Raw genomic sequence first — 21,462 nt, forward strand, 5'->3', positions numbered from 1 at the left:
GATGTGCAACGTTTGTAAAAAAGAACCAGACGAAGTTACGTTTTTTGGCTGATTTACGAGATACTGATAAACTAGCTCAAGCAGCACAAGAAGCTGATGGAGTGATTCACACAGCTTTTATTCATGACTTCAGTAACTTTGCGGAAGTTGTTCAAATTGAGCGTAATGTCATTGCTGCCTTCGTTTCGGCGCTGTCAGGTTCAGGAAAACCGTTTGTGGCAACCTCTGGTACGGGAGTGATAGGAGACACTGGTGAGCGTATTGTTGACGACACAGAAAAAGTTAGTTCAGAAGATATTTTTTTAACTGTCAGAGCAAAAGCTGAGCAAGACATCCACAGTGCAGCCAAACATAATATTCGTAGTAGTATATTACGCCTGCCAGTTTTTGTTTACGGTCGCGGTGGCAGTACATTCATTCCCTTCTTGATTAAAGATGCTCGTGAAGCAGGCGTGGCACGTTATGTTGAGCCGGGGAATAACAAATACTCTGTTGTTCATGTCGATGATGTTGCAGAACTTTACGTACTGGCTCTGGAGAAAGGGACGGCAGGTTCAGTTTACCACGCTGTTTCCGAGTCGGGAATTACAGTTAAAGCGATCGCTCAAGCCACAGCTAATTTATTAGGCTGTGAAGCTCAAGGTATATCTAAAGATGAAGCCAAAAAGTTATGGGGAAAAGAACTTGCTACATTCTTCTCAATTAATAATCAGATATCAAGTTCTAAAGCCGAAAAGGAATTAGGTTGGAAACCCCAAGTAACAAGTAAAATCCTTGAAGACATTGAACACGGTTCATACCGTAATTTACGAGATAAATGATAAAGTTATGATTGCTCTTTGCGTGAGATGATCATTTACAAAACCGAGGTTTTTATGCAAGTTTTGGTAATTGCACGAGTAGTTGCAGGGACGGCAATGGAAAAAGTTTTACCCCTAGTGAAACCTGAAGCTGCCAAAGTTTGGGAGTACTACGCAGCTAATCTAGTTCACACCATACATTACATTGCCGACCACAGTGGAGCAGTGCTACTGTTTGAAGCACCCAGTGTGGAAGCAGTGAATGAGGCTGTGGCAAAATTGCCAATGGTAGAAGCAGGGGTGTTGGAGTGCGAAGTTATTCCCCTAGTGCCATACACGGGACTTGCAGAATTGTTTGCCAAATAATTGGAATTTTGATTTGCTAATTATGAGTACTTCCCCTGTTGCCTTAATTCTTGGTGCCACAGGAAAGACAGGTTCTCACCTCGTCAACCTTCTAGAACAAGATGGTGGTTCAGATCATCTAAGTATCCGCGTTGCCGTTCGCAAACCTGAACAAGCTGAAACCTTTACAAAACGGGGCATTCCGACTGTACATCTTGACTTAGATGACCTCTCAACCTATGAATCAGCACTGCAAGGGGTACAGCGCCTATTCATGGTAACAGGCTACACCGTGGATATGCTGAGCCAGGGCAAAAACTTAACAGATGCTGCATTAAAAGCAGGTGTGGAATACATTGTCCATGTTGGCACATTCCATCAACCAGATCGTCCGCAAACAAAACTAATACGCCATTACATCTGGCATCAACTGATTGAAACCTATATTGAAGCAAGTGGTATCGCTTGGACTCATCTGCACCCCAACGCCTTCATGCAAAACTTCTTTGGTGCTGTGCAAGATGGCAAATTGCGTATGTTTTTTGGTCACGAGCGTGTTGGATTGGTGGACTGTTTTGACATAGCTCGTGTTGCTGCAGCCGCGTTGCGTGAACCCGAAAAACATGCGTCCGGGCGATATTTTTTGAGTGTGGAAGCGCTGACAATGACTGAAGCTGCACAAATCTTGTCGTCCGAGATTGGCAAACCTATCACCTACGAGGCGCTACCCGCTTCTGATTTGCGCAAGTTACCTATCGGTCAAACTATGGAGTCTGCTTACTTTGAGTGTATTGTCCGTCAGATGGAATTGCTTCAGGGTGGACAACTCCCGGATTTCGCTGATGTTTATGACAATATTGGGCAAATTATTGGGGAAAAACCAATTATGTTCCGCGATTTTGTGAGAAATAATCTTGCTAATTTTGCGGCTGGGTAAGTTGAGAAAAGAATAATGAACCGCCTTCTCTTCGAGAGGCTTCGCCAACGCGCAGCGTCTCGTTCGCGTTCGCGTTCGCGTCCCGAAGGGAAGCGTCTCCGACAGGAGAAGAGAAGACGCCAAGAGCGCCAAGGAAGAAATAAAAGGTAATGTTTTGAAGGTAAGAAGGCGATCGCTACTTGATCACAGAAATGGAGTTTCACAATGACTAACAACAAAAAAGTTTGGTTAATTACTGGTAGTTCTACTGGGTTTGGACGTGCTTTAGCTGAGGCAGTGCTTAAGCATGGCGATTATGTTGTTACTACTGCCCGCAAGCTGGAACAATTAGATGAACTAGTCAGTGAATATCCGGAAACTACTAAGGCTGTTCGTTTGGATGTTACTAATCTTGGTGAGGTAAAAGCAGCAGTAGAGGCAGCGGTAGAAGCTTTTGGTCGAATTGATGTACTTGTGAATAACGCTGGCTTTGGTTTGATTGGGGCGCTCGAAGAAGTTAGTGAAGAGCAAATTCGGCGTAATTTTGAGACTAACTTGTTTGGTGCAATTAACATGATGCGAGCTGTTTTGCCGATTATGCGGCAACAGAAAGCCGGAAATATTCTCAATATGTCTGCAATTGCTGGATTTACCAATGAACTTGGCTTCTCTATCTATGGTGGTGCTAAGTTTGCCTTAGAAGGAGTATCGGAAGCTGTGCAAGGTGAAGTTGCACCTCTTGGTATTAAGGTGACAATTGTCGAACCTGGTCCTTTTCGGACTGATTTTATCGGGCGATCGCTTGATCGCGCAGAAAATAGTATGGCTGAATATCAAGAAACTGTCGGTAAGTTCCTCCAATTCCTGGATAAGATTGAGGGAACTCAACCTGGCGATCCCGACAAAGCGGCACAAGTACTGATTCAAGTTGTGAATTCGGAAAATCCACCGTTACGTTTGGTGTTGGGTAAGTACGCTTACAGTAAATTCCGCAAGAAGATTGAGTCGCTGAGTGCTGAGTTAGATGCTTGGGAATCTGTAGCTGCGAATACTGATTTTGAAACTTGATCAACAGGGGCAGGCACGATGCCTGCACCACAAGAATTTAATGTGCGGTCACTTGCTGTTGATTTTGAACATTTTGTAATGATTTGTACAATCTGTTAAGTGCATTTACGTATGCTTGAGCAGAAGCTACGATGATGTCTGTATTTGCCGCATGACCTGAAAATACCCGTCCTTCATGTTTTAAGCGGATTGTGACTTCCCCAATCGCATCAATTCCGGCTGTTACTGATTGTACGGAAAATTCAATTAACTGGTTTGGTACGTTTACCACGCGGTTAATAGCTTTGTAAACAGCATCTACAGGTCCTGTACCGATCGCCGCATCGGTTAATTCTTCACCTTCTGGGGTGCGCAGGGTGACTGTTGCTGTGGGGCGGGCGCTGCTGCCGCTGGAAACCTGTACCAATTCTAACCGGAACAAATGGAGTGCTTGTTGAATTTCATCATTCACAATTGCTTCCAAATCCCAATCCGAAATTTCTTTCTTTTTATCAGAAACCTCTTTAAATCTCACGAATGCTTTATTTAATTCAGTTTCTGACAGTTCATAACCCAACTCTCTCAACCGCGTGCGGAAAGCATTTCTACCCGAAAGTTTGCCTAAGACAATTTGATTTTCTGTTAATCCAATCAATTGGGCATCCATAATTTCATAGGTGAGCTTGTTTTTCAACACCCCATCTTGATGAATGCCTGACTCATGGGCAAAAGCATTTGCCCCGACAATTGCTTTATTCGGTTGCACTAGCATTCCCGTCAGATTAGATACTAGACGGGAGGTTTTATAAATTTGTCTAGTATCAATATTTGTTAAGGGTTCCTCACAATCTGCTGGGCGTCCCAAAAACGGGTTGAAATATTGTCTTCGGACATGCATTGCCATTACTAATTCTTCTAGCGCTGCATTTCCTGCCCGTTCCCCAATTCCGTTGATAGTACATTCTAACTGCCGTGCGCCATTTTTTACAGCTTCTAAGAAGTTGGCAACTGCCAAACCTAAATCATTATGTCCGTGAACGGAGATAATTGCTTGATCAATGTTGGGGACATTTTCTTTAATGCCCTTAATTATTGCCCCATATTCACTTGGTGTTGTGTACCCTACAGTATCGGGAATATTAACTGTTGTTGCTCCGGCTGCGATCGCTCGCTCTAATACTTGATAAAGAAATTCTGGCTCTGATCTTCCTGCATCTTCGGGGGAGAATTCTACATCTGGTGTGAAAGTTTTGGCATAAGCAACCATTTCTTCGGCAATTGCCAATACTTCTGATTTTGTCTTTTTGAGTTTGTACTTGAGGTGAATATCGCTGGTAGCGATAAAAGTATGAATTCTCCCTTTAGCAGCACCTCTGATCGCTTCTGCTGCGACTTTGATATCTTCCTGTCGCGCTCTTGCTAAGCTACAAATTACTGGACCATTTTCCGATCCTACACTCTGGGCGATCGCGCTGACAGCTTCAAAATCTCCTGGACTAGCAAAAGCGAATCCCGCTTCGATTACATCTACACCCAAACGCGCTAATTGCTTAGCTATTGCTAACTTTTCATCTATGTTCAAAGTTGCGCCTGGAGATTGTTCACCATCTCGGAGTGTGGTATCAAAAATGATTATTTTTTCTGATGGGTTATACATAGCTGCACCTCGTTGTATAAGTTTTACTTGTAGCTTAAAATACCTTAAATTTTATTTTTTTTGCTTGTAGATTTGTAAATAATAATTACTGAATTCATTGACCATCTATCTTTTCTATTTGCTCTCGTATATCATTTAAATCTATGTATCTATCCGTCGCATTACGTAATTCTCTGGCTATCATTCCTTCTGTTGATACTACTGTAATATGTGTGTTTTTTGAGCGTAATAGTTCAATTGCTCTTTCAAAATCTCCATCTCCACTAAATAAAACTACTCGATCATACTGATCCACGGTATTAAACATATCTACAACAATTTCAATATCTAAATTTGCTTTTTGCGAGTAACGTCCAGAGGAATCATCATAGTATTCTTTAAGAACTTTAGTTCTCACTGTATATCCTAGACTAATGAGAGCATCTCTGAAACCTCGCTGATCTTGTTGGTCTTTTAAACCAGTGTACCAGAATGCATTAATCAAGGTGGTTTCTGACTGCTCGTGTCTAAAATATTCTAATACTCGCCTTGGGTCAAAAAACCACCCATTTTTTTGTTGAGCATAGAACATATTGTTTCCGTCTACAAAAATAGACAGACGATTCATTGGAGAACCCATAGTAAACTTACACCTAATAATATAAAAGAATTTAGATTGAACAATAGATTATAGCAATTATAAAATGACAACTTTGCTAATATCTATAAATTATATTGTCATATATAGCTTTTATCTAACCTCACTTAAATTAAAAAAATTGGTGGAAACATTGATGTTGTTGGCATCTTGTAATGCTAAACTTCTTTCACCATTGGCGTGACGATAACACCCTGTGATCAAAATCTACCAATAAAATTGAGCAACTACAGCTTTTTTAACTGTATCTCAGTTAAGTTTACTCCTAAAGAGGTATGGAATAGACTGGAATAGGGTGTATCCAAGCACTTATCCATCTGTAGCCTTTGTTTGAGCATGTTAATTAAGTTTGCATCCTCCATCTGTCTTGTTATGAGGCAAGGGGAAAGAGGGGAAGGGAAATGCTTACCACATTAGCCTACAAAGTATCCTACATAGCAAGGCTGACAAAAACTTGTAAGAAAAGCTACATAAATGCTAGAGTAGCAACTGAAACTAATGATGGCAAAATTTTGCCCTAAATTATGTTTCCCTAGAATAATAACTTATCATGTTGCTGGAGTTAGGCAGCGACATGATCGCTTGATGGCTATTCATTGCACTGCTGCGTTGAGTAACCGCCAACGATAGAACAGCTAGGGAATGGGCTACTACCAACTACTGAATTTTTTACAAGTTAGGTAAAGAATAAAAAGTAGTTTACAAAAGTATAAGAAGTATTTTCATTTAAACCTTATTGTCGATCTTGTTGCACCATAACGTGTGTGTCAATAACTAAAGACGTAATACGTAAATCAATTAGCAATAACTATATGGCAGAAAAACCTACATCTACCTTAACCAAAAAAGCAAGTACTGCTTCCCATCAACCGTCCAGTAAACTGACAAAGCTCACTTCGACAGTACTGGCATGGCAGTTAAAGCAGATGAATCGTTTAGGTCATCTGCTGAGTGGTGTTTCGGTAGTTGGAGCTACCCTGCTGACAACAAGTAGTTTAAATTTGGCTCAATTTATGGAAAATCAGGCGCAATCGATGTTTTATCTCCTGCGCGGACCAATCGCTCCCAATGAAGACATTGTGATTTTGGCAATAGACGATCAGTCAATTTCTATCCCTGAAGATTATTATGGCACTGACTCAAAGCAGTATGCCTATTTAGAACCGTTAAAATCTTTTCCTTATCAACGTCATGCTTATGCGATCGCCATTGAAAAGTTGATTGCCTCTGGCGCACGTTCTGTAGCTATTAACGTATTATTTGATACACCAAGTAGCTATGGGGTGGAAGATGATGAAAAGTTACGCTCTTCATTACAGCAACACGGCACAAAAGTGACTTTAGCTGCACTGTACGAAAATTCTCATACATATCAAGGTCAAACTACACAACTAAAGTTACCTTCTCAGATGTTTCTTACCGGAGCTACATCAGTGGGCTTAGTGAATTTTCCCATAGAGCCAGATGGCAAAATTCACAAATTAGCTAGCGAATTACATAAGTTAACACCAGAAGAAAATGCTCTCACACCAAAAATACCAACATTTAGTGAAGCAGTTTTGCGCTCCGCCAACGTAAAATATCCTAAACCAAAAGGCTCGCGCATTTATTTCAACGGAGCTGCTGGTACATTTAAGGTAATTCCCTTCTGGTATTTATTTGACCCACAAAATTGGGATACATTTTTACAGCAGGGAAAGGTTTTTCAAGACAAAATTGTACTGATTGGAGCCACGGCTAAGTTAAGCAATGACTATCATCCAGTGGCAGTCTCGGACAGTTGGCTGTATCAAACGCCGATGTCAGGAGTAGAAATCCATGCGTCGGCGATCGCAACTTTAATGGAAGGTAAAACAGTTGCTTTGGCAATCGAAACTCCACAAGGGCGCGGTTTATTTGTACTAGCTTTAGTAGGTGGGTATGCAGTAATAGTTGCAAGAATTAAACGCGGTATCAGCAGATTAGTTTACTGCCTTGGGGGAGCGATCGCTTGGTCAACCACAAGTTATATTTTATTTGTATATGCTCAATTCCTCATCCCAACTGCTGTACCTGTAGGAGCAATTACTTTAATTGGACTGGGTTACTTGGGAACTGAAGCATTTAGGGAAATAGTCAGAAAAAGTCAACTAATAGATATTTTTCAAAAATATGCATCTCACTATGTTGTACAGGAAATTCTTAGTCAACAGGATGACTTAAGAGATTTACTTCAACAGAGATCTAAGGCTGTATCTGGAAAAATTCTCGACTGGCGTTATAAAATTGTCAAAGTTCTTGGTTCTGGTGGATTTAGTGAAACCTATGTCGCCGAAGATACTAAACTTCCTGGCAACCCTTTATGTGTTGTTAAGCAACTAAAACCAGTAAACAATAAATCTGAACAGTTAGCAGTTGCAAGACGTTTATTTAACTCAGAAGCTCAAACTTTGCAGAAATTGGGAACACATAACCAGATACCTCAACTTTTGGCTTATTTTGAAGAGGAAGAAGAATTTTATTTAGTTCAAGAGTATATTATTGGTCATGCTTTGAGTCAAGAGCTGCCCAAAGGAAAACGTCTTCCACAAACAGCAGTCATTGAAATACTAAGAGATCTATTGCAAACATTGACATTTGTCCATCAAAATGGTGTGATTCACCGCGATATTAAACCTAGCAATATCATTCGCCGAGAAAAAGATCAAAAGTTGGTACTGATTGATTTTGGTGCAGTCAAGGAAGTAACCACACAACTGCTAGATCATCAAGAACAAACTGCTTTTACTATCGGTATTGGAACCAAGGGTTATGCACCAACAGAACAATGCTTTGGGCGTCCTCAATATAGCAGTGATATTTACGCAGTTGGCATGATTGGGATTAAAGCCTTGACTGGTATGACACCTCATGAAATAGTTCGGGATGCTAATGGGGAGTTGAAATGGATCGATAAGGCGTACGTGAGTCATACTCTAGCCAATATTCTTAGTCAGATGGTACGAGAAGATTTTCAGCAAAGGTATCAGTCAGCACCCCAGGCACTTGCAGCATTGAATAATCTCATTAATTCTGAAGAAGGACAATTGCCAACACAAGGGGTATCAATGACAACTGTGATTTTGGAAGATGATTCTGATACTCCCACCACACCTTGGACAGGAGCATTAGATGAAACGCCATCAATTTCTTCTACATCTATCTTACCGCCACGAAATCAGTCGTGAATACAGGAGTCAGAAGTCAGGAGTCAGGAGTCAGGAGTCAGGAGAATAATTTTTGTCATTAGTTTTGTCAGGGTACAAAATTTAACAGTTTTGCTCAAGTACTGGGTTTTGGAGGCATTGGTGTTAAAGGATTTATTGATGTTGGCACTGGTGGTTTCGTTGTCGGTGCTGGCGTGGTGGTAGGTGGTGAAGGCGGTGATACTGATGGTGTTGGATTGGTGGTATTGCCATTAGTTGGCAGTGAAGTTGTTGGTGGGTTGACAGGGGTGACGGGAGTTGTTGGTGGTGTGACGGGGATGATCGGGATACCATTATTTGGTGGTGTGATAGGAGTGGTGTTAATTGGTGGTGTGACAGGGGTGATGGGAATGGTGCTGGTTGGTGGTATGACAGGGGTGACGGGAGTTGTTGGTGGTGTGATAGGAGTGGTGTTAATTGGTGGTGTGACAGGAGTGATGGGAATGGTGCTGGTTGGTGGTATGACAGGGGTGACGGGAGTTGTTGGTGGTGTGACAGGGGTGACGGGAGTTGTTGGTGGATTGGTAGTGTTGCCGTTGGTTGGTGGTATGACAGGGGTGACGGGAGTTGTTGGTGGTGTGACAGGGGTGATGGGAGTTGTTGGTGGATTGGTAGTGTTGCCGTTGGTTGGTGGTGTGACAGGGGTGACGGGAGTTGTTGGTGGTGTGACAGGGGTGACGGGAGTTGTTGGTGGTGTGACAGGGGTGATGGGAGTTGTTGGTGGTGTGACAGGGGTGACGGGAGTTGTTGGTGGATTGGTAGTGTTGCCGTTGGTTGGTGGCTGGTTATTGGGCGTTGAAGGTTTTATAGGTTCAATTATTTGTGATGAAGTAGGTGGTTGAATTGATGGCTCTGATGGCGGCTTTGAATTTTCAGTTGGCGGCGTTACTGATGGTGATGGATTAGGTGGTTTGGTTACAGACTCTGATGGTATGTAAGGTTTCAGAGGTTGATCTGTTTCTATGATCTGTAGGGGCTGTTTTTCTTGATTTGAAAAGACTTGTCCTGTTTCCAGTAACGTATTTACTGGTGTATTGTCTCTAACATTATTGTTGCTAGTGGATGAGTTAGTACTAGCAGTTAGCTTGACAAAAGTTGGGTTTTCTACTACTCCTTGACCAACTATTGGCTTTTGAGCAGCAACAGCCGCCGCCGTTTCCTGTTGAACTTGTGCGATCGCCGGATCTGGACTAGGTTTACCACGCAAAGGCAAATCGAGTCCCCGAACTAAATCGCTCGTGTCATAGAAAGTCCTCAAATCAAAATCGTATAAACCCTTAAATTTTCCTTTAACTACCACGATCATTTGCCCTGCTTGAAGCTCCTGACTTTGAGAAGCATTCTGGTTATAAACTTGAATACCACTATTTGTGAGCGCTCCTACTAGTGTGGTATCAGTTGCTTGGTCATAACGCACAAATAATGCCGATCCACGAATTGCCGCTGCTGCACTTGGCGTGTTGATACGTGTTTGCCCTTGTCCTGGTGGAATCACCAATAGAACAGTTCCATTGGAAAGTCTAAAGTTTCTCGTCTGCGGTAAAAATCGAAACACCGCTTGTTCGCCCACTCTTGCTAGAGAACCATCATTAAAGCGCAAGTCTGCTAAGGATGCTCGTCCTGTTGACAAACCATCTCCGGGAGTCATTGCATCTTTATGCTTTGCTTTACGCTTCGGCTCATTTAGACGCATCAGTTGCACTAAATTACGAAGGTCTTGAATTTCTGCTTTAGTCAAGGGAGTAGCCGCGTTTGCTTTTTCGGGCAACTGTAGAACAAAAACCCCCCATAAACCAATTACTGTTAGAGAAATAAACTTGCGCAACATTATTTGAAGCCTCTGATATTTTCTATAAACCCAAATCGTTTGAAGACAGATTTTGATGTTAAATGTTTCTGTCTGCTAGTTAGTTATAACAACCGTATATTTGCTGACTTTTGCTGAAAAATATACAAAATACTCATGTTCTTTTGAGTAATTTCTTAATTTTTCTTAAAATCTTATGTTACACTGTAACATCTATTACCTCTCTTTTTTCCAATTAAGTATAAATACTTGGTACTGTGACTAAAATTGATAGGAAATTTAAGATTCCCGTTTGGAACTCTCAACATAGCTTTTGTGTCTATGTTTGCCAAAAGCAGAAAAACATGCAACACAAAGGCTGGAAAAAAATAATGTATTGGATCTTATTAGCCTCTAGTGGTGCAAACTTTTGTTGCACTAAGGTAGATGCAGCGTGGGCTAAAAATTCAAACTTATTGGTCAATAAAAATCACCTTCTATCCAGAATACCATCTTTAGGAGTGATCAAAACAACTTCAAAGCCAAATCAAAAACCTTTTTTACACATAACCCCTGATGTGGTTAGCGAAGAGTTACAAGCACCATTTTCTGGGATAGAAAACTACCCAGTGTGGACAGTACAAAACACACCAACTCCCTCACCGCCTACAGTATCACCACCAGAATTAACTCCTGCGCCAACACCACCATCACCAGAACTAACTCCTACACCACCCCCACCTAATCTCACCATTCCATCTCCACCATCACCTGCACTAACTCCTACACCACCTCCTGCACTACCACCCCAACAATATCCTGTATTACCAACAGAATCGCCCACCAACAATATTCAACAGGAGATTGAGCCGCCACAACTTGAAGGACAACCGACGGATTTTTTCAAACCAACGCCAGTACAAATAAAACCAAGCTTGGATGAACCGGAAATAAATCGTGTACAAAGAATAGAGAGACTTCTTTTGCGATTGCAAGAGAAAAAACAAACTTCTCAAGAATCAAATAGCTATGGAGAACTAGGTAGATTGCTGGTGAGGGAATCGGCTGAGCAATCAGATAATAACGACTTAGGTACACTGCGTTTGCAAGAAAAACCTTTAGAACAGCTACCTCCTCCATCACCACCGTCACCTACCACCGAGTCTAAACCCATAGGTTATCTACTTGCTAATGTTGGCTACTTTCACACTAGTAATATTTTTTCCTCAGATATTCCGGTACAAGACGGCTTAATCTATTCTGGACTGACGCTAGCCTCTGCTGGTTTGCCGATAGGAGCTAATACTTTTATCAATGGCTCAATTGATGGTAACGTGATTCGTTACATAGAACAGTCACAATATAATTATAACCAAATAAGATTTAATTTAAGTATTTACCAGCAGTTCAATCGGCAAATGTATGCTGAAATTGGTTGGAGTAATCAACAGTTTTTCTACGCCACAAATAACTCTTTTGCTCAAGCTGGCGATCGCTTTTTGAACGAAAATTCTTTCCGCCTATCTTTAGGACGAAGAGATATTTTAAATCCCCGGATGACGTTAGATAGTTTCTACGAATTTCGTTTCAGTTTGACTAATCCTCCCAGTCAACCAGACAGTCGCGATCGCCTCATCAACTCCTTGTGGGTTTCTTTGAACTATTATTTACGAAAATCACTGCAAATTGGGCTTGATTACCAGTTTGGGTTATCTAATTTTACACAACGTTTTCGAGAAGATCAGTATCATCGGATCTTTGCTCACTTGAACTATAAAATTACTCCCTACACTAATCTTAGTTTACAAGGAGGTGTAACTACTGGTAGCTCTACTGATGCCAAAATTGATTTTGATGGTTGGTTCTTCACCGTCAATTACAATTTAGAATTGGGTCGATTTTGAAGAATCCATCACATATAACTAATCCAGTCACTCCAACTACCAGCATAAAGTTTACCAGTTTTGATGCCAGCTAGTTCCAAAGATAGTAAATTAACACAAGCAGTCACACCAGAACCACAATAAACAAAAATTTCCTTGGCTTGTTCTAAATTAGACCAACGTTCGCGTTGGTCTTTTAATGTTCTCACATAACCTGCAACATCTGTAACTTCCAGCCAAGGATAGTTTTGCGCACCAGGGATATGACCTGCTATTCTATCAATGGGTTCGCTAATTCCCAGATAGCGATCGCGCTCTCGTGAATCGACTAACACTACTTCAGGGGAATCTTTACGACTTTTTACATCAGTAATATCCACTGTTCTTTGTCTTTGTATATTAGGAACGAAAGAAGTAGCCGTGTTCGATTCACAAACGACATTTGTGACAGGATAACCTGCTTTTAGCCATCCAGCAAAACCTCCATCTAGTACAGCAACTTGTTCATGTCCAAGATAGCGTAACAGCCACCACAGTCGAGCGGCAAAGGCTTGGCGAGAGTCATCATAAGCTACAACAATTTTTTGCGCACTTACCCCCATAGCTGATAACTTTTTAGCTAACACAGTAGGATCGGGTAAAGGATGTCTTCCGCCATGTTCTGATACAGCACTCGAAAGATCCTGGTTTAAATCTAGATAGTAAGAACCTTTGATATGACTCATCTGGTATTGCTGTTTTCCCAAAAGCGGATCGGCAAGAGAAAAACGACAATCCACTATGATTACTTGCGGATCTTCTAAGTGTTCATATAGCCATTCAGCCGAAACAACATAAGAGGTGTTAGTCATAAAGGTTAGATTGTTAATAGCAGTTAGCCATTAGCCCATTATTCAGTAAATGTCAGATCTAGATAATTTTATCCCACAAGCAACAGCAGATGGCTCATTTACCTTCTTTTCCCAAGAATTTGGCGAATCATTTCATAGCAGTTACGGAGCGCATCAGGAGAGTTTTTTCAAGTTTGCGGTTCCTACTGAATTGTCAAAGAAAGCTAACAAACCTGTGGTGCGGTTGTTAGATGTTTGTTATGGGCTTGGGTATAATACAGCCGCAGCTTTACAGACAATTTGGACAGTTAATCCTGATTGTTACATAGAAGTCATTGGTTTAGAACTGAATGCAGCAGTGCCACAAGCTGCTATTGGGCATAACTTATTTAACAACTGGAATTGCGAGTATACTGAGATTTTGACTCAGTTAGCTTTTTCACTGAGTGTGCAATCCCCACGACTAACAGCGAAGTTACTGATTGGTGATGCCAGAAGTTCGATTCAGCTTGTGAATAATTCCAATTTCCGTGCAGATGCAATTTTTCTCGATCCTTTTTCCCCACCACACTGCCCACAATTATGGACTGTTGAGTTTATTCAACAACTTTCTCTCTCGTTACATGAGTCTGGGAGCCTCGCCACTTATTCCTGTGCTGCTGCTGTGCGTACAGCACTTTTAACTGCTGGATTGCAAATAGGTTCCACACCACCAGTAGGAAGGCGTGCGCCTGGTACCGTCGCTACTTGGGCTTCCCCTACTCCCCTGCCTCCTCTGTGCCAAGCAGAAAAAGAACACTTACTTACTCGTGCGGCTATTCCTTACCGAGATCCAGAATTGAGCGATTCCCCACAAGTCATTATCAAACGACGAGAACAAGAGCAACTGACTTGCGGAATGGAACCCACTTCTCGTTGGCGAAAAAGGTGGATAAAGAAAGGAACTATTCAAATGTAAAATTTTTTACGTTTTTTTTGCTTTTTACTGAAAATTGTGGCTTAATAAATTTTTATAGTCTAAACTACTTGACAAATTAATATGTATTTTTTAATACTTGTATGTTAAGTTATTTAAGTTACTCTTTTGCTTTACAGGGAAAATACATAGGTCACTTAATCTCAATATGAAAAGTCTAAATTACAAATTACAAACTTTGATATTAATCAATCCAAGTAAATACTTTATTTCACTATGATGTTAATAAATCTCCGTAAAACACCTGATTTAAGATTTACAATCATTGCTCATACTGGAATTATAGAGACAAAATTTATCAAAACTATTTTCTATGTTGTCAGAAAATGTACGGGCTATCATTATACATCATAAAAAGCAAGTTAGACATAACATTGCATAATGCTTGGGAAAATGAAGACTGGAAGACAGTCAAATACTAAAATCTTGTGTAAGCATGTAAAATCCTTAACTGTTGTATCAAACTGGAGTGCCTTTGTGGTTCAATGGGAATCCAAGTATACAGGCTTTGCTGAACAAATTGTTAATGAGTCTAACCCCCCCAACAAAGTGAATATTCTTGGTGCAAATTCCGCTTTAACAAAAGCTAATGAAACCTCGCTTTTTTGGACAAACCAAAGCGTAAATTCTAGTTACAATTCTTTGATTTCTAGAACGTTACAAATTCAAGGTTCTATAGTGAATGGCTTTGATTCAGATGCGCCGAAAGTTTTAGTTGTTGACGATCATGCTGCCAGCCGCATGACTGCTGTAGCCCTTTTGGCGATGGAAGGCTACGAAGTCATTGAAGCAGAAAGTGGTTTAAGAGCAGTAGAACTGGTGTCACAAAAACAACCCGATTTAATTTTGCTAGATGTGATGATGCCAGAAATGGATGGGTTTGAAGTTTGCCAATTGCTCAAGCAAAATGAGCATACTAGACTAATACCAGTAATTTTTATTACCGCATTGAATGATCGAAGAGCACGTATCCAAGGAATTGAAGTCGGAGCAGATGACTTTATTACCAAACCATTTGATCGTGTGGAACTAGCGGCACGGGTAAAGTCTTTAGTGCGCCAAAAGCGCTTAAATGAAGATCTAGATCACGCTGAACAAGTTCTGTTTTCGATCGCCAGAGCAATTGAAAGTCGCGATCCCAATACAGGAGATCATTGTGAACGGTTAGTAAAACTTGGACAAGCTTTTGGTGAATATCTTAATTTCCCAAGACATCAAATTCGAGATTTGATGTGGGGCGGTTATCTACATGATATAGGTAAAGTCGGAATTCCTGATGCAGTACTACTCAAGAAAGGCAAACTCACCTCCTCTGAGTGGGTAATTATGAGGCAGCATGTTCTGATTGGCGAAAAAATTTGCCAGCCATTACGCAGTATGCAAGGTGTAATTCCGATTATCCGTCATCATCACGAACGTTGGGATGGTTCTGGCTACCCTGACAAACTTGTCGGAAATGATATTCCCGTATTAGCACAAGTATTTCAATTAATTGACATTTTTGATGCTCTTACCAGCGAACGACCTTATAAAATAGCTTTTACCCCAACAGAAGCACTCAGTATAATGGCGGAAGAAACAGCAAAGGGTTGGCGCAATCCTAAATTAATGGAACAGTTTACAGAGTTCATTCAGGCATTTTGCTGACTGCGCTGAATTCATTCATATAGCTGATATCATGAATGAGCTTGGAATTAAAAATCACAAACTTATTCATTGCAATTCTCTCATCGCCAGTAGCTAAGTATGGTAGTTGTAGCAATTTTAGCGGCAGGACGCGGGACGCGGATGAAATCAAACCTACCTAAGGTTTTACATTCTTTGGGTGGGCGATCGCTCATTGAACGAGTGCTCGATGGTGTCGAACCGCTATCGCCCACAAGGCAAATGCTGATTGTGGGATATCAGGCTCTAGAAGTGAAAGCAGCCTTGCAGTCAATTCCCAACTTAGAGTTTGTTGAACAAACTGCACAACTGGGAACAGGTCATGCGATCCAGCAATTACTCCCTCACTTACAGGGTTATACTGGTGATCTACTAGTATTATACGGAGACGTGCCGTTATTACGTACCGAAACCCTCAAGCAACTATTACTTATTCATCAAAAACATCAAAATTCTGCCACCATCCTCACCGCCCACATGGCAAATCCCAAAGGCTATGGACGGGTTTTTTGTAATGATGAAAATCTTGTGCAACAAATTATTGAAGACAAAGATTGCACAACTGAGCAAAAACAAAATCGTCGGATCAATGCCGGAATTTACTGCTTCCGCTGGCAAGATTTAGAACTTGTCTTACCTAATTTACAGCCGAACAATGTTCAGAAAGAATACTACCTAACTGATGCTGTCAGTCACTTGTCGCCAGTAATGGCAGTGGATGTGGAGGATAACCAAGAAATTCTGGGCATTAACGATCGCCTGCAACTAGCAACAGCATACTCCATTTTACTTCATCGAATCAAAGAAAAATGGATGGCGGAGGGTGTCACCTTGATTGACCCCACTAGCATTACCATTGATGACACAGTAGAAATACAATCAGATGTAATTATTGAACCCCAAACTCACCTACGTGGTAAAACCGTCATTCACACAGGGAGTCGCATCGGACCGGGGAGTTTAATTGAAGATAGCCAGATTGGTGAAAATGTCACAGTGTTGTATTCTGTGGTCAAAGATAGTATTGTGCAGCCAGGAACCACGATTGGTCCCTACACTCATTTACGTGGGCGCGTACAAGTAGGCGCTGGTTGTCGTCTAGGTAATTTTGTCGAATTGAAAAATACTAAGTTAGGCGATCGCACTAACGTTGCCCATTTGTCCTACTTGGGAGATACCACGGCGGGGAACCGCGTGAATATTGGTGCTGGTACAATTACTGCCAACTACGATGGCGTGAAAAAACACCCCACCAAGATTGGTGATAATACCAAAACTGGTGCTAATAGTGTTTTAGTTGCTCCCTTGACATTGGGAGACAATGTTTATGTGGCAGCTGGTTCCACTGTTACAGAAGATGTCCCTGATGAAAGTCTTGTCATTGCCCGTGCCCGTCAAGTAGTAAAACCTGATTGGCAATTGAAATCGTAGAGACGTTCCGGCGGAACGTCTGTACTACATTGTGCTGCCAACCTCTGTCCCAGCTGGAATTTCCAAAGTATCACCCATCTTGTCGCCGTCGTGATAAGCCGCAAGGAGGGCTTCACTAGTTTTTGCCCAAGCGATCGCACCCGATGCATCTAAAGCGATCGCTCCAAAATCTCGCTTGTGTTCGTGTGCTTCTGCAAACGAGCGCTGCATGGCATCCTTGAGCGACATTCCATCAGTAACACGCACCACAATCCGTGCTGCTAAACACTCATCTATAATGTCTTCTCCAATACCAGTACAGCTGACTGCTGCATGTGCCGTAGCATAATTACCTGCAGGCATTGCCGAATCACTGACACGCCCAATCCGCTCAAATCCCTTACCACCCGTAGAAGTACCAGCAGCTAATCTTCCATAGGTGTCCAAAGCTACCACACCAATCGTACCGCGCCTCGCATTGCTGGTGGACAAAAGTTCTGCTTCTGCCACCACACCCGCCATCGTGCGTTGAAAATTGTCCTGACGTTCTTTGATCCACTCTTGCAACCGCAACTCGGTTAAACCGTTGTAGCTAGGAATTTGCAACTCCCGTGCTAGTTCCGCCGCACCAAAATCTGACAAAACTCTATCTGGAGAGGTTTGGAGAAATTGCGCCAAGTCAATCGGATTTTTGATCCGCGAGACATTAATCACGCCACTAAAACTTTGAGATGTGCTATCCATTAGGGAAGCACTCATGCGAATTTGTCCATCTGATTGCAGCACCGAACCAGTACCAGAATTAAAGCAGGGGTCATCTTCCAACATTTGACAACCCCGCACCACCGCCTCCTTGGCACTTACTCCTTCAAGTAGTAAAGAATACACTTCATCTACTATTGGATAGAGCGATCGGCGCACCGTCTCGACTCCTCCTTTACTTCTGAGGGAACTACCAGCCCCCCCATGAATAATTAATTTAGGTTGCACCTCGGTATCCATTTCTGCTTTATGTTCTTTTAATTTCAGTAAGGGTTTGTTTGATTTGTTTCATTTTTAGCGTCAGAACGACGACGACGGCAACGCTCTGAGCAGTATTTCACATCATCCCAGCAATTCTCCCATTTCTTGCGCCAGGTAAAGGGGCGTTGACATACCGGACAAAGTTTTGTCGGCAAGTCAGATTTAGAACGAGAACGTGCCATATCAATAGTATGCACTTATCTGTGGAAGACAATTATAACTAGATTGTGGCAATTATGATGTAACTTTAGCAACTAATTGTGGAGACACGGATTTATCTGTGACATCTTACTTTTTACTTATTGTTACTTGCTAACGGCAACACTAAGCGGCTAACTACCCTACCATCTGGTAATTGATAAAAATGTAACTCTCCATGTAGTTGTAGCATGAGTTTTTGGCAGATAGCTAAGTGCAAACCTAGTGGTTGATCGAGAGTAGAGGGAGCAAGCATATCTAATGGTGTATCTTGATGTAGTTCTGTTAGTAGTGCCGGGTTAATGATGCCATAGTCGGTGATGGACACCTCTAATAATTTTTCATCTAGACGACGACACCAGATATCAATTCTTCCCGCGTCAAGACTTCGCCCAGTTGCAGCAACCAACAATTCATATAGAACTAACTCAATTTTCACGCTGTCGCCAGTAATCAGTAATAAAGATTGTGGCGATGCATTAGCTGGCAAATCTGTTTGAGAGGATTTTTCTTCGTCACCTTGTAGCTGTTGTCCCAAACCATGCACACCGATCCACAACTTTCTTTGTTTGCGTAAATTTTCAATCCTTTCCAAGGTTCGTTTGAGCAAACTGGTTAATGGTATAGTTTCCCAGTTGATGTGTAACTGCCACTGCTCAAGTTTAAGTAATGCAGTCATTGAGGCGGTTGTATTATCTAACTGTCGCAGTAGTTGCTGATAGCGCACATGAGTAAGTTCATTTTTATGAATGTCCAATTCGTGCATTTGATCTACCAACATCGTTACAGTTCTTTGCATGTCTTCTAAACGTCGATGCTTGTACCAATTAAGCTGTCGTAATTCTTCAGTTGTCAAACAGAATTTTGAGCTAATTTGTAGCCATCGACGTGACCAAGCTAATTGACAAATTAAGGTTGTTGTGGCATCTAGACTCTGTTGTGACCACTGACGATCAAAAGAATCTGCTATAATCACCACACCCGTGGGTTGATAATGGACACTTGTGCGTAACGCCATCACCAAAATTTGTCCACTGTCGCCAATCAACCATTTTCTCGTAGGCTTTGGTAAATCATTCACTTTCAGTGTAAACATACCATCTGTGCCTAGCGCCCACTGAATCAGTGGCTCAGTTTCGAGTGAAATTGTCGCATCAGCAGCAATTATGAATTGACTATTGTCAATCACACCAGGTATTATTTTTGCAGTATTTTGACCAGGATACCACGCGATTAAGAGTGTTAAAGGACAGTTGAGATGTGAGGCTATTTGTTCTAGTGCTATACGTTCTAACTGTTGCAAGCTCATGGTCGAACTATGTGCCTGTTCCATAATGCGCAGGCATTGCTGAAAGCTGAGCAAGATTTTTTGCTGTTGCTCTGTCTGGCGATGCAGTTGCCATTGACGCACAACTACACCAATTTGTTGACTAACAACTTGTATCAGTTCCAATTCTTGTTTTGTCCAAGAGCGATTGATTTCTGTAGCGATGAGTAGCAGTACCTCTGGTGCGTTGCCTTGAGCGCAATTACTAATTAAAAGCGATCGCACCCCCTGCTCCAATAGCAAGGGATGCCAGTTAAACAACCGCAAATCTTTTTCTAAATTCTCAATTCCCCAAGCTACAGCAGCCTGTTGCAAAAGCTGCCAGTCTAAATCATTGAGGGCATCAAAGGCAATTGTAATTTTGCGGCGCTCTTTAAGCTGGCTTTGGTAAAAAACTTGGTACTTATTTTGATCAGGATCGTACTGTAGTAGTAAAAACCGCGTAGCAGCAAGTTGCTCCAATACTAAGATCGCACATTGGTGTAAAACAGACTCTAAATCATGATCACTATATATAGCTTGGACAATTTGGCTAGTTAGTTGAGCGTCAAGTTGAACTTTTTTGATTGTGGTTTCCATTCCTTCAGTAGGAACAACCAAGGAAATCAACTCCGCAGCACCCTTAACAAAATTTTTATCGGCATCTGTCCAGATTCGAGCGTCTTTGCCCTCTACTGCCAAAAAGCCGTACAAGTCATTTTGCCATATAATCGGAGCTGCCAAAAGCGATCGCGCAGATAGGCGATGTAGCAGCTTAATCGTAAAATCACTTTTTAGGGAACTGCGCCCATCTCCAATTGAGACAATTTGATTCACCGATAAAGCATAATAAAAGTCGCTTAACTCCTGCACTGTTATTCCTGCTACTGCTTGCTGATTGCTTGAGTTTGATACCATGTTGACGAGCTGATTACTCATGCGCAGCCAAAAATAGCGCTTTTCCCGCTCAAACCAGTAAATATTTGTGCGCGTAGGCAAAACAAATTGATGGGTGGCTTTGATTGCTGCTTCTAGTCTTTGATCCAGGTTTCTCAGATTGCGCAAATTTTCTAGCAATCGTAACAACGGCTCGTCAACACGCCTGGTTTGCTTATACTGCAAATCAATTTCTCCTTGATAAAGCACAGCGCCCAGTTCGCCCAAAACCATCATTAGTCTTGCTTTGGCATCACCATTAAGTAGGTAGCCCCAGCGTTGAGAGCCTAGTAACACCAAACCCAAACAGCGATCTTTATAACGAATTGGCAGAATAATCGTTCCTTGAATATCGTATTTTTTTGCTATTTCCTGCCATCCAACTGAGCGCATTTCTAGTCGTAAATCCGCTACACCCAAGGGACGCTGTTCAATCATTACTTGCTCTAGTAAATCCCCTGAGTTGAGAACTAATCTTTGTTGCAAAAAACTGGTATGATTACCTGGTATTACACCTCCTTTGCCAAATAATACGTGATTCAGGCGATCGTACAGAGCAATCCAAATCAAGCTGTACTCGAACTGCTCTTTGAGATAGGCAATTGTAGTCTCTATCAAAACGTCAACATCATCCTCTTCTCGCAGACTCTGGAGGACACGCCCTAAGGAAAGGATATGTTGTTCACTGGCTATAGGTTTTTGTGGCTGTCCCATCTGTTGAAAAATTTTGACTGCGTGGATGCGTGGATTGTGGAGACGCCCCACCGGGGCGTCTCCACAATCCAAAATAGAAATAGAATGCCTGTTAATATTAAGATGCCCA

At 41.8% G+C, this 21,462-nt stretch carries 15 protein-coding genes and 1 pseudogene; 9 read left to right on the forward strand and 7 right to left on the reverse strand.

Annotated features, from left to right (window positions below; all coding sequences use genetic code 11):
* Positions 1–38 precede the first annotated feature (38 nt).
* From ICL16_RS21185 to ICL16_RS21200, 4 genes and pseudogenes are all read left to right on the forward strand, one after another.
* Positions 39–821: pseudogene (locus ICL16_RS21185) on the forward strand (NAD-dependent epimerase/dehydratase family protein); the annotation flags it as partial.
* A gap of 27 nt (positions 822–848) precedes the next feature.
* Complete coding sequence (locus tag ICL16_RS21190) at positions 849–1,166, forward strand: hypothetical protein (RefSeq protein ID WP_238360889.1); 318 nt, start codon at positions 849–851, stop codon at positions 1,164–1,166.
* A 22-nt stretch (positions 1,167–1,188) separates the two neighbouring features.
* Positions 1,189–2,082 carry an NmrA family NAD(P)-binding protein gene (locus ICL16_RS21195; protein WP_190831667.1) on the forward strand — a complete coding sequence of 298 codons (894 nt, stop codon included), beginning with the start codon at positions 1,189–1,191 and terminating at the stop codon, positions 2,080–2,082.
* A gap of 204 nt (positions 2,083–2,286) precedes the next feature.
* Positions 2,287–3,129, forward strand: a complete 843-nt coding sequence (locus ICL16_RS21200) for an oxidoreductase (RefSeq protein ID WP_190831669.1) — start codon at positions 2,287–2,289, stop codon at positions 3,127–3,129.
* A gap of 37 nt (positions 3,130–3,166) precedes the next feature.
* Here the strand turns inward: ICL16_RS21200 and ICL16_RS21205 are convergent, their stop codons facing one another.
* Both ICL16_RS21205 and ICL16_RS21210 read right to left on the reverse strand, forming a co-directional pair.
* Entirely contained in the window at positions 3,167–4,765 is a 1,599-nt protein-coding gene (locus tag ICL16_RS21205) for a 2-isopropylmalate synthase (protein ID WP_190831671.1), read from the reverse strand.
* Between the two features lie 94 nt (positions 4,766–4,859).
* Entirely contained in the window at positions 4,860–5,384 is a 525-nt protein-coding gene (locus ICL16_RS21210; RefSeq protein ID WP_190831673.1) for a LabA-like NYN domain-containing protein, read from the reverse strand.
* A gap of 830 nt (positions 5,385–6,214) precedes the next feature.
* Between ICL16_RS21210 and ICL16_RS21215 the strand changes: the two genes are divergently transcribed.
* On the forward strand, positions 6,215–8,608 hold the full coding sequence (locus ICL16_RS21215; RefSeq protein WP_190831676.1) for a CHASE2 domain-containing protein: 2,394 nt from the start codon (positions 6,215–6,217) through the stop codon (positions 8,606–8,608).
* Between the two features lie 94 nt (positions 8,609–8,702).
* On the opposite strand, the gene ICL16_RS21220 is transcribed toward ICL16_RS21215, so the two are convergent.
* A complete protein-coding gene (locus ICL16_RS21220; RefSeq protein WP_190831678.1) occupies positions 8,703–10,454 on the reverse strand; it encodes a FecR domain-containing protein in 1,752 nt (583 codons plus the stop codon).
* A gap of 350 nt (positions 10,455–10,804) precedes the next feature.
* Here ICL16_RS21220 and ICL16_RS21225 point away from each other — a divergent pair, with 350 nt between their 5' ends.
* Positions 10,805–12,316 (forward strand): hypothetical protein, encoded by a 1,512-nt coding sequence (locus ICL16_RS21225; protein ID WP_238360890.1) that lies wholly within the window; start codon positions 10,805–10,807, stop codon positions 12,314–12,316.
* Positions 12,317–12,324: 8 nt separating this feature from the next.
* Here ICL16_RS21225 and ICL16_RS21230 read toward each other — a convergent pair whose 3' ends face one another.
* On the reverse strand, positions 12,325–13,146 hold the full coding sequence (locus ICL16_RS21230; protein ID WP_190831683.1) for a sulfurtransferase: 822 nt from the start codon (positions 13,144–13,146) through the stop codon (positions 12,325–12,327).
* Positions 13,147–13,195: 49 nt separating this feature from the next.
* On the opposite strand from ICL16_RS21230, the gene ICL16_RS21235 reads away from it, so the two are divergent.
* The 3 genes from ICL16_RS21235 (at position 13,196) to glmU (ending at position 17,197) form a co-directional block, all read left to right on the forward strand.
* Entirely contained in the window at positions 13,196–14,083 is an 888-nt protein-coding gene (locus ICL16_RS21235; RefSeq protein WP_190831685.1) for a tRNA (5-methylaminomethyl-2-thiouridine)(34)-methyltransferase MnmD, read from the forward strand.
* A gap of 495 nt (positions 14,084–14,578) precedes the next feature.
* A complete protein-coding gene (locus tag ICL16_RS21240) occupies positions 14,579–15,748 on the forward strand; it encodes an HD domain-containing phosphohydrolase (protein ID WP_190831687.1) in 1,170 nt (389 codons plus the stop codon).
* Between the two features lie 99 nt (positions 15,749–15,847).
* Complete coding sequence (gene glmU / locus ICL16_RS21245; RefSeq protein WP_190831690.1) at positions 15,848–17,197, forward strand: bifunctional UDP-N-acetylglucosamine diphosphorylase/glucosamine-1-phosphate N-acetyltransferase GlmU; 1,350 nt, start codon at positions 15,848–15,850, stop codon at positions 17,195–17,197.
* A 24-nt stretch (positions 17,198–17,221) separates the two neighbouring features.
* Here glmU and ICL16_RS21250 read toward each other — a convergent pair whose 3' ends face one another.
* The 3 genes from ICL16_RS21250 to ICL16_RS21260 all read right to left on the reverse strand — a co-directional run bounded on the left by ICL16_RS21250 (position 17,222) and on the right by ICL16_RS21260 (position 21,353).
* Positions 17,222–18,178, reverse strand: a complete 957-nt coding sequence (locus ICL16_RS21250; RefSeq protein WP_190831692.1) for an isoaspartyl peptidase/L-asparaginase — start codon at positions 18,176–18,178, stop codon at positions 17,222–17,224.
* Between the two features lie 23 nt (positions 18,179–18,201).
* A complete protein-coding gene (locus ICL16_RS21255) occupies positions 18,202–18,381 on the reverse strand; it encodes a DUF2256 domain-containing protein (RefSeq protein ID WP_190831694.1) in 180 nt (59 codons plus the stop codon).
* A gap of 113 nt (positions 18,382–18,494) precedes the next feature.
* Entirely contained in the window at positions 18,495–21,353 is a 2,859-nt protein-coding gene (locus ICL16_RS21260; RefSeq protein WP_190832641.1) for a GAF domain-containing sensor histidine kinase, read from the reverse strand.
* Positions 21,354–21,462 lie beyond the last annotated feature (109 nt).

Source organism: Iningainema tapete BLCC-T55, assembly GCF_014698965.1.
GTDB lineage: Bacteria > Cyanobacteriota > Cyanobacteriia > Cyanobacteriales > Nostocaceae > Iningainema > Iningainema tapete.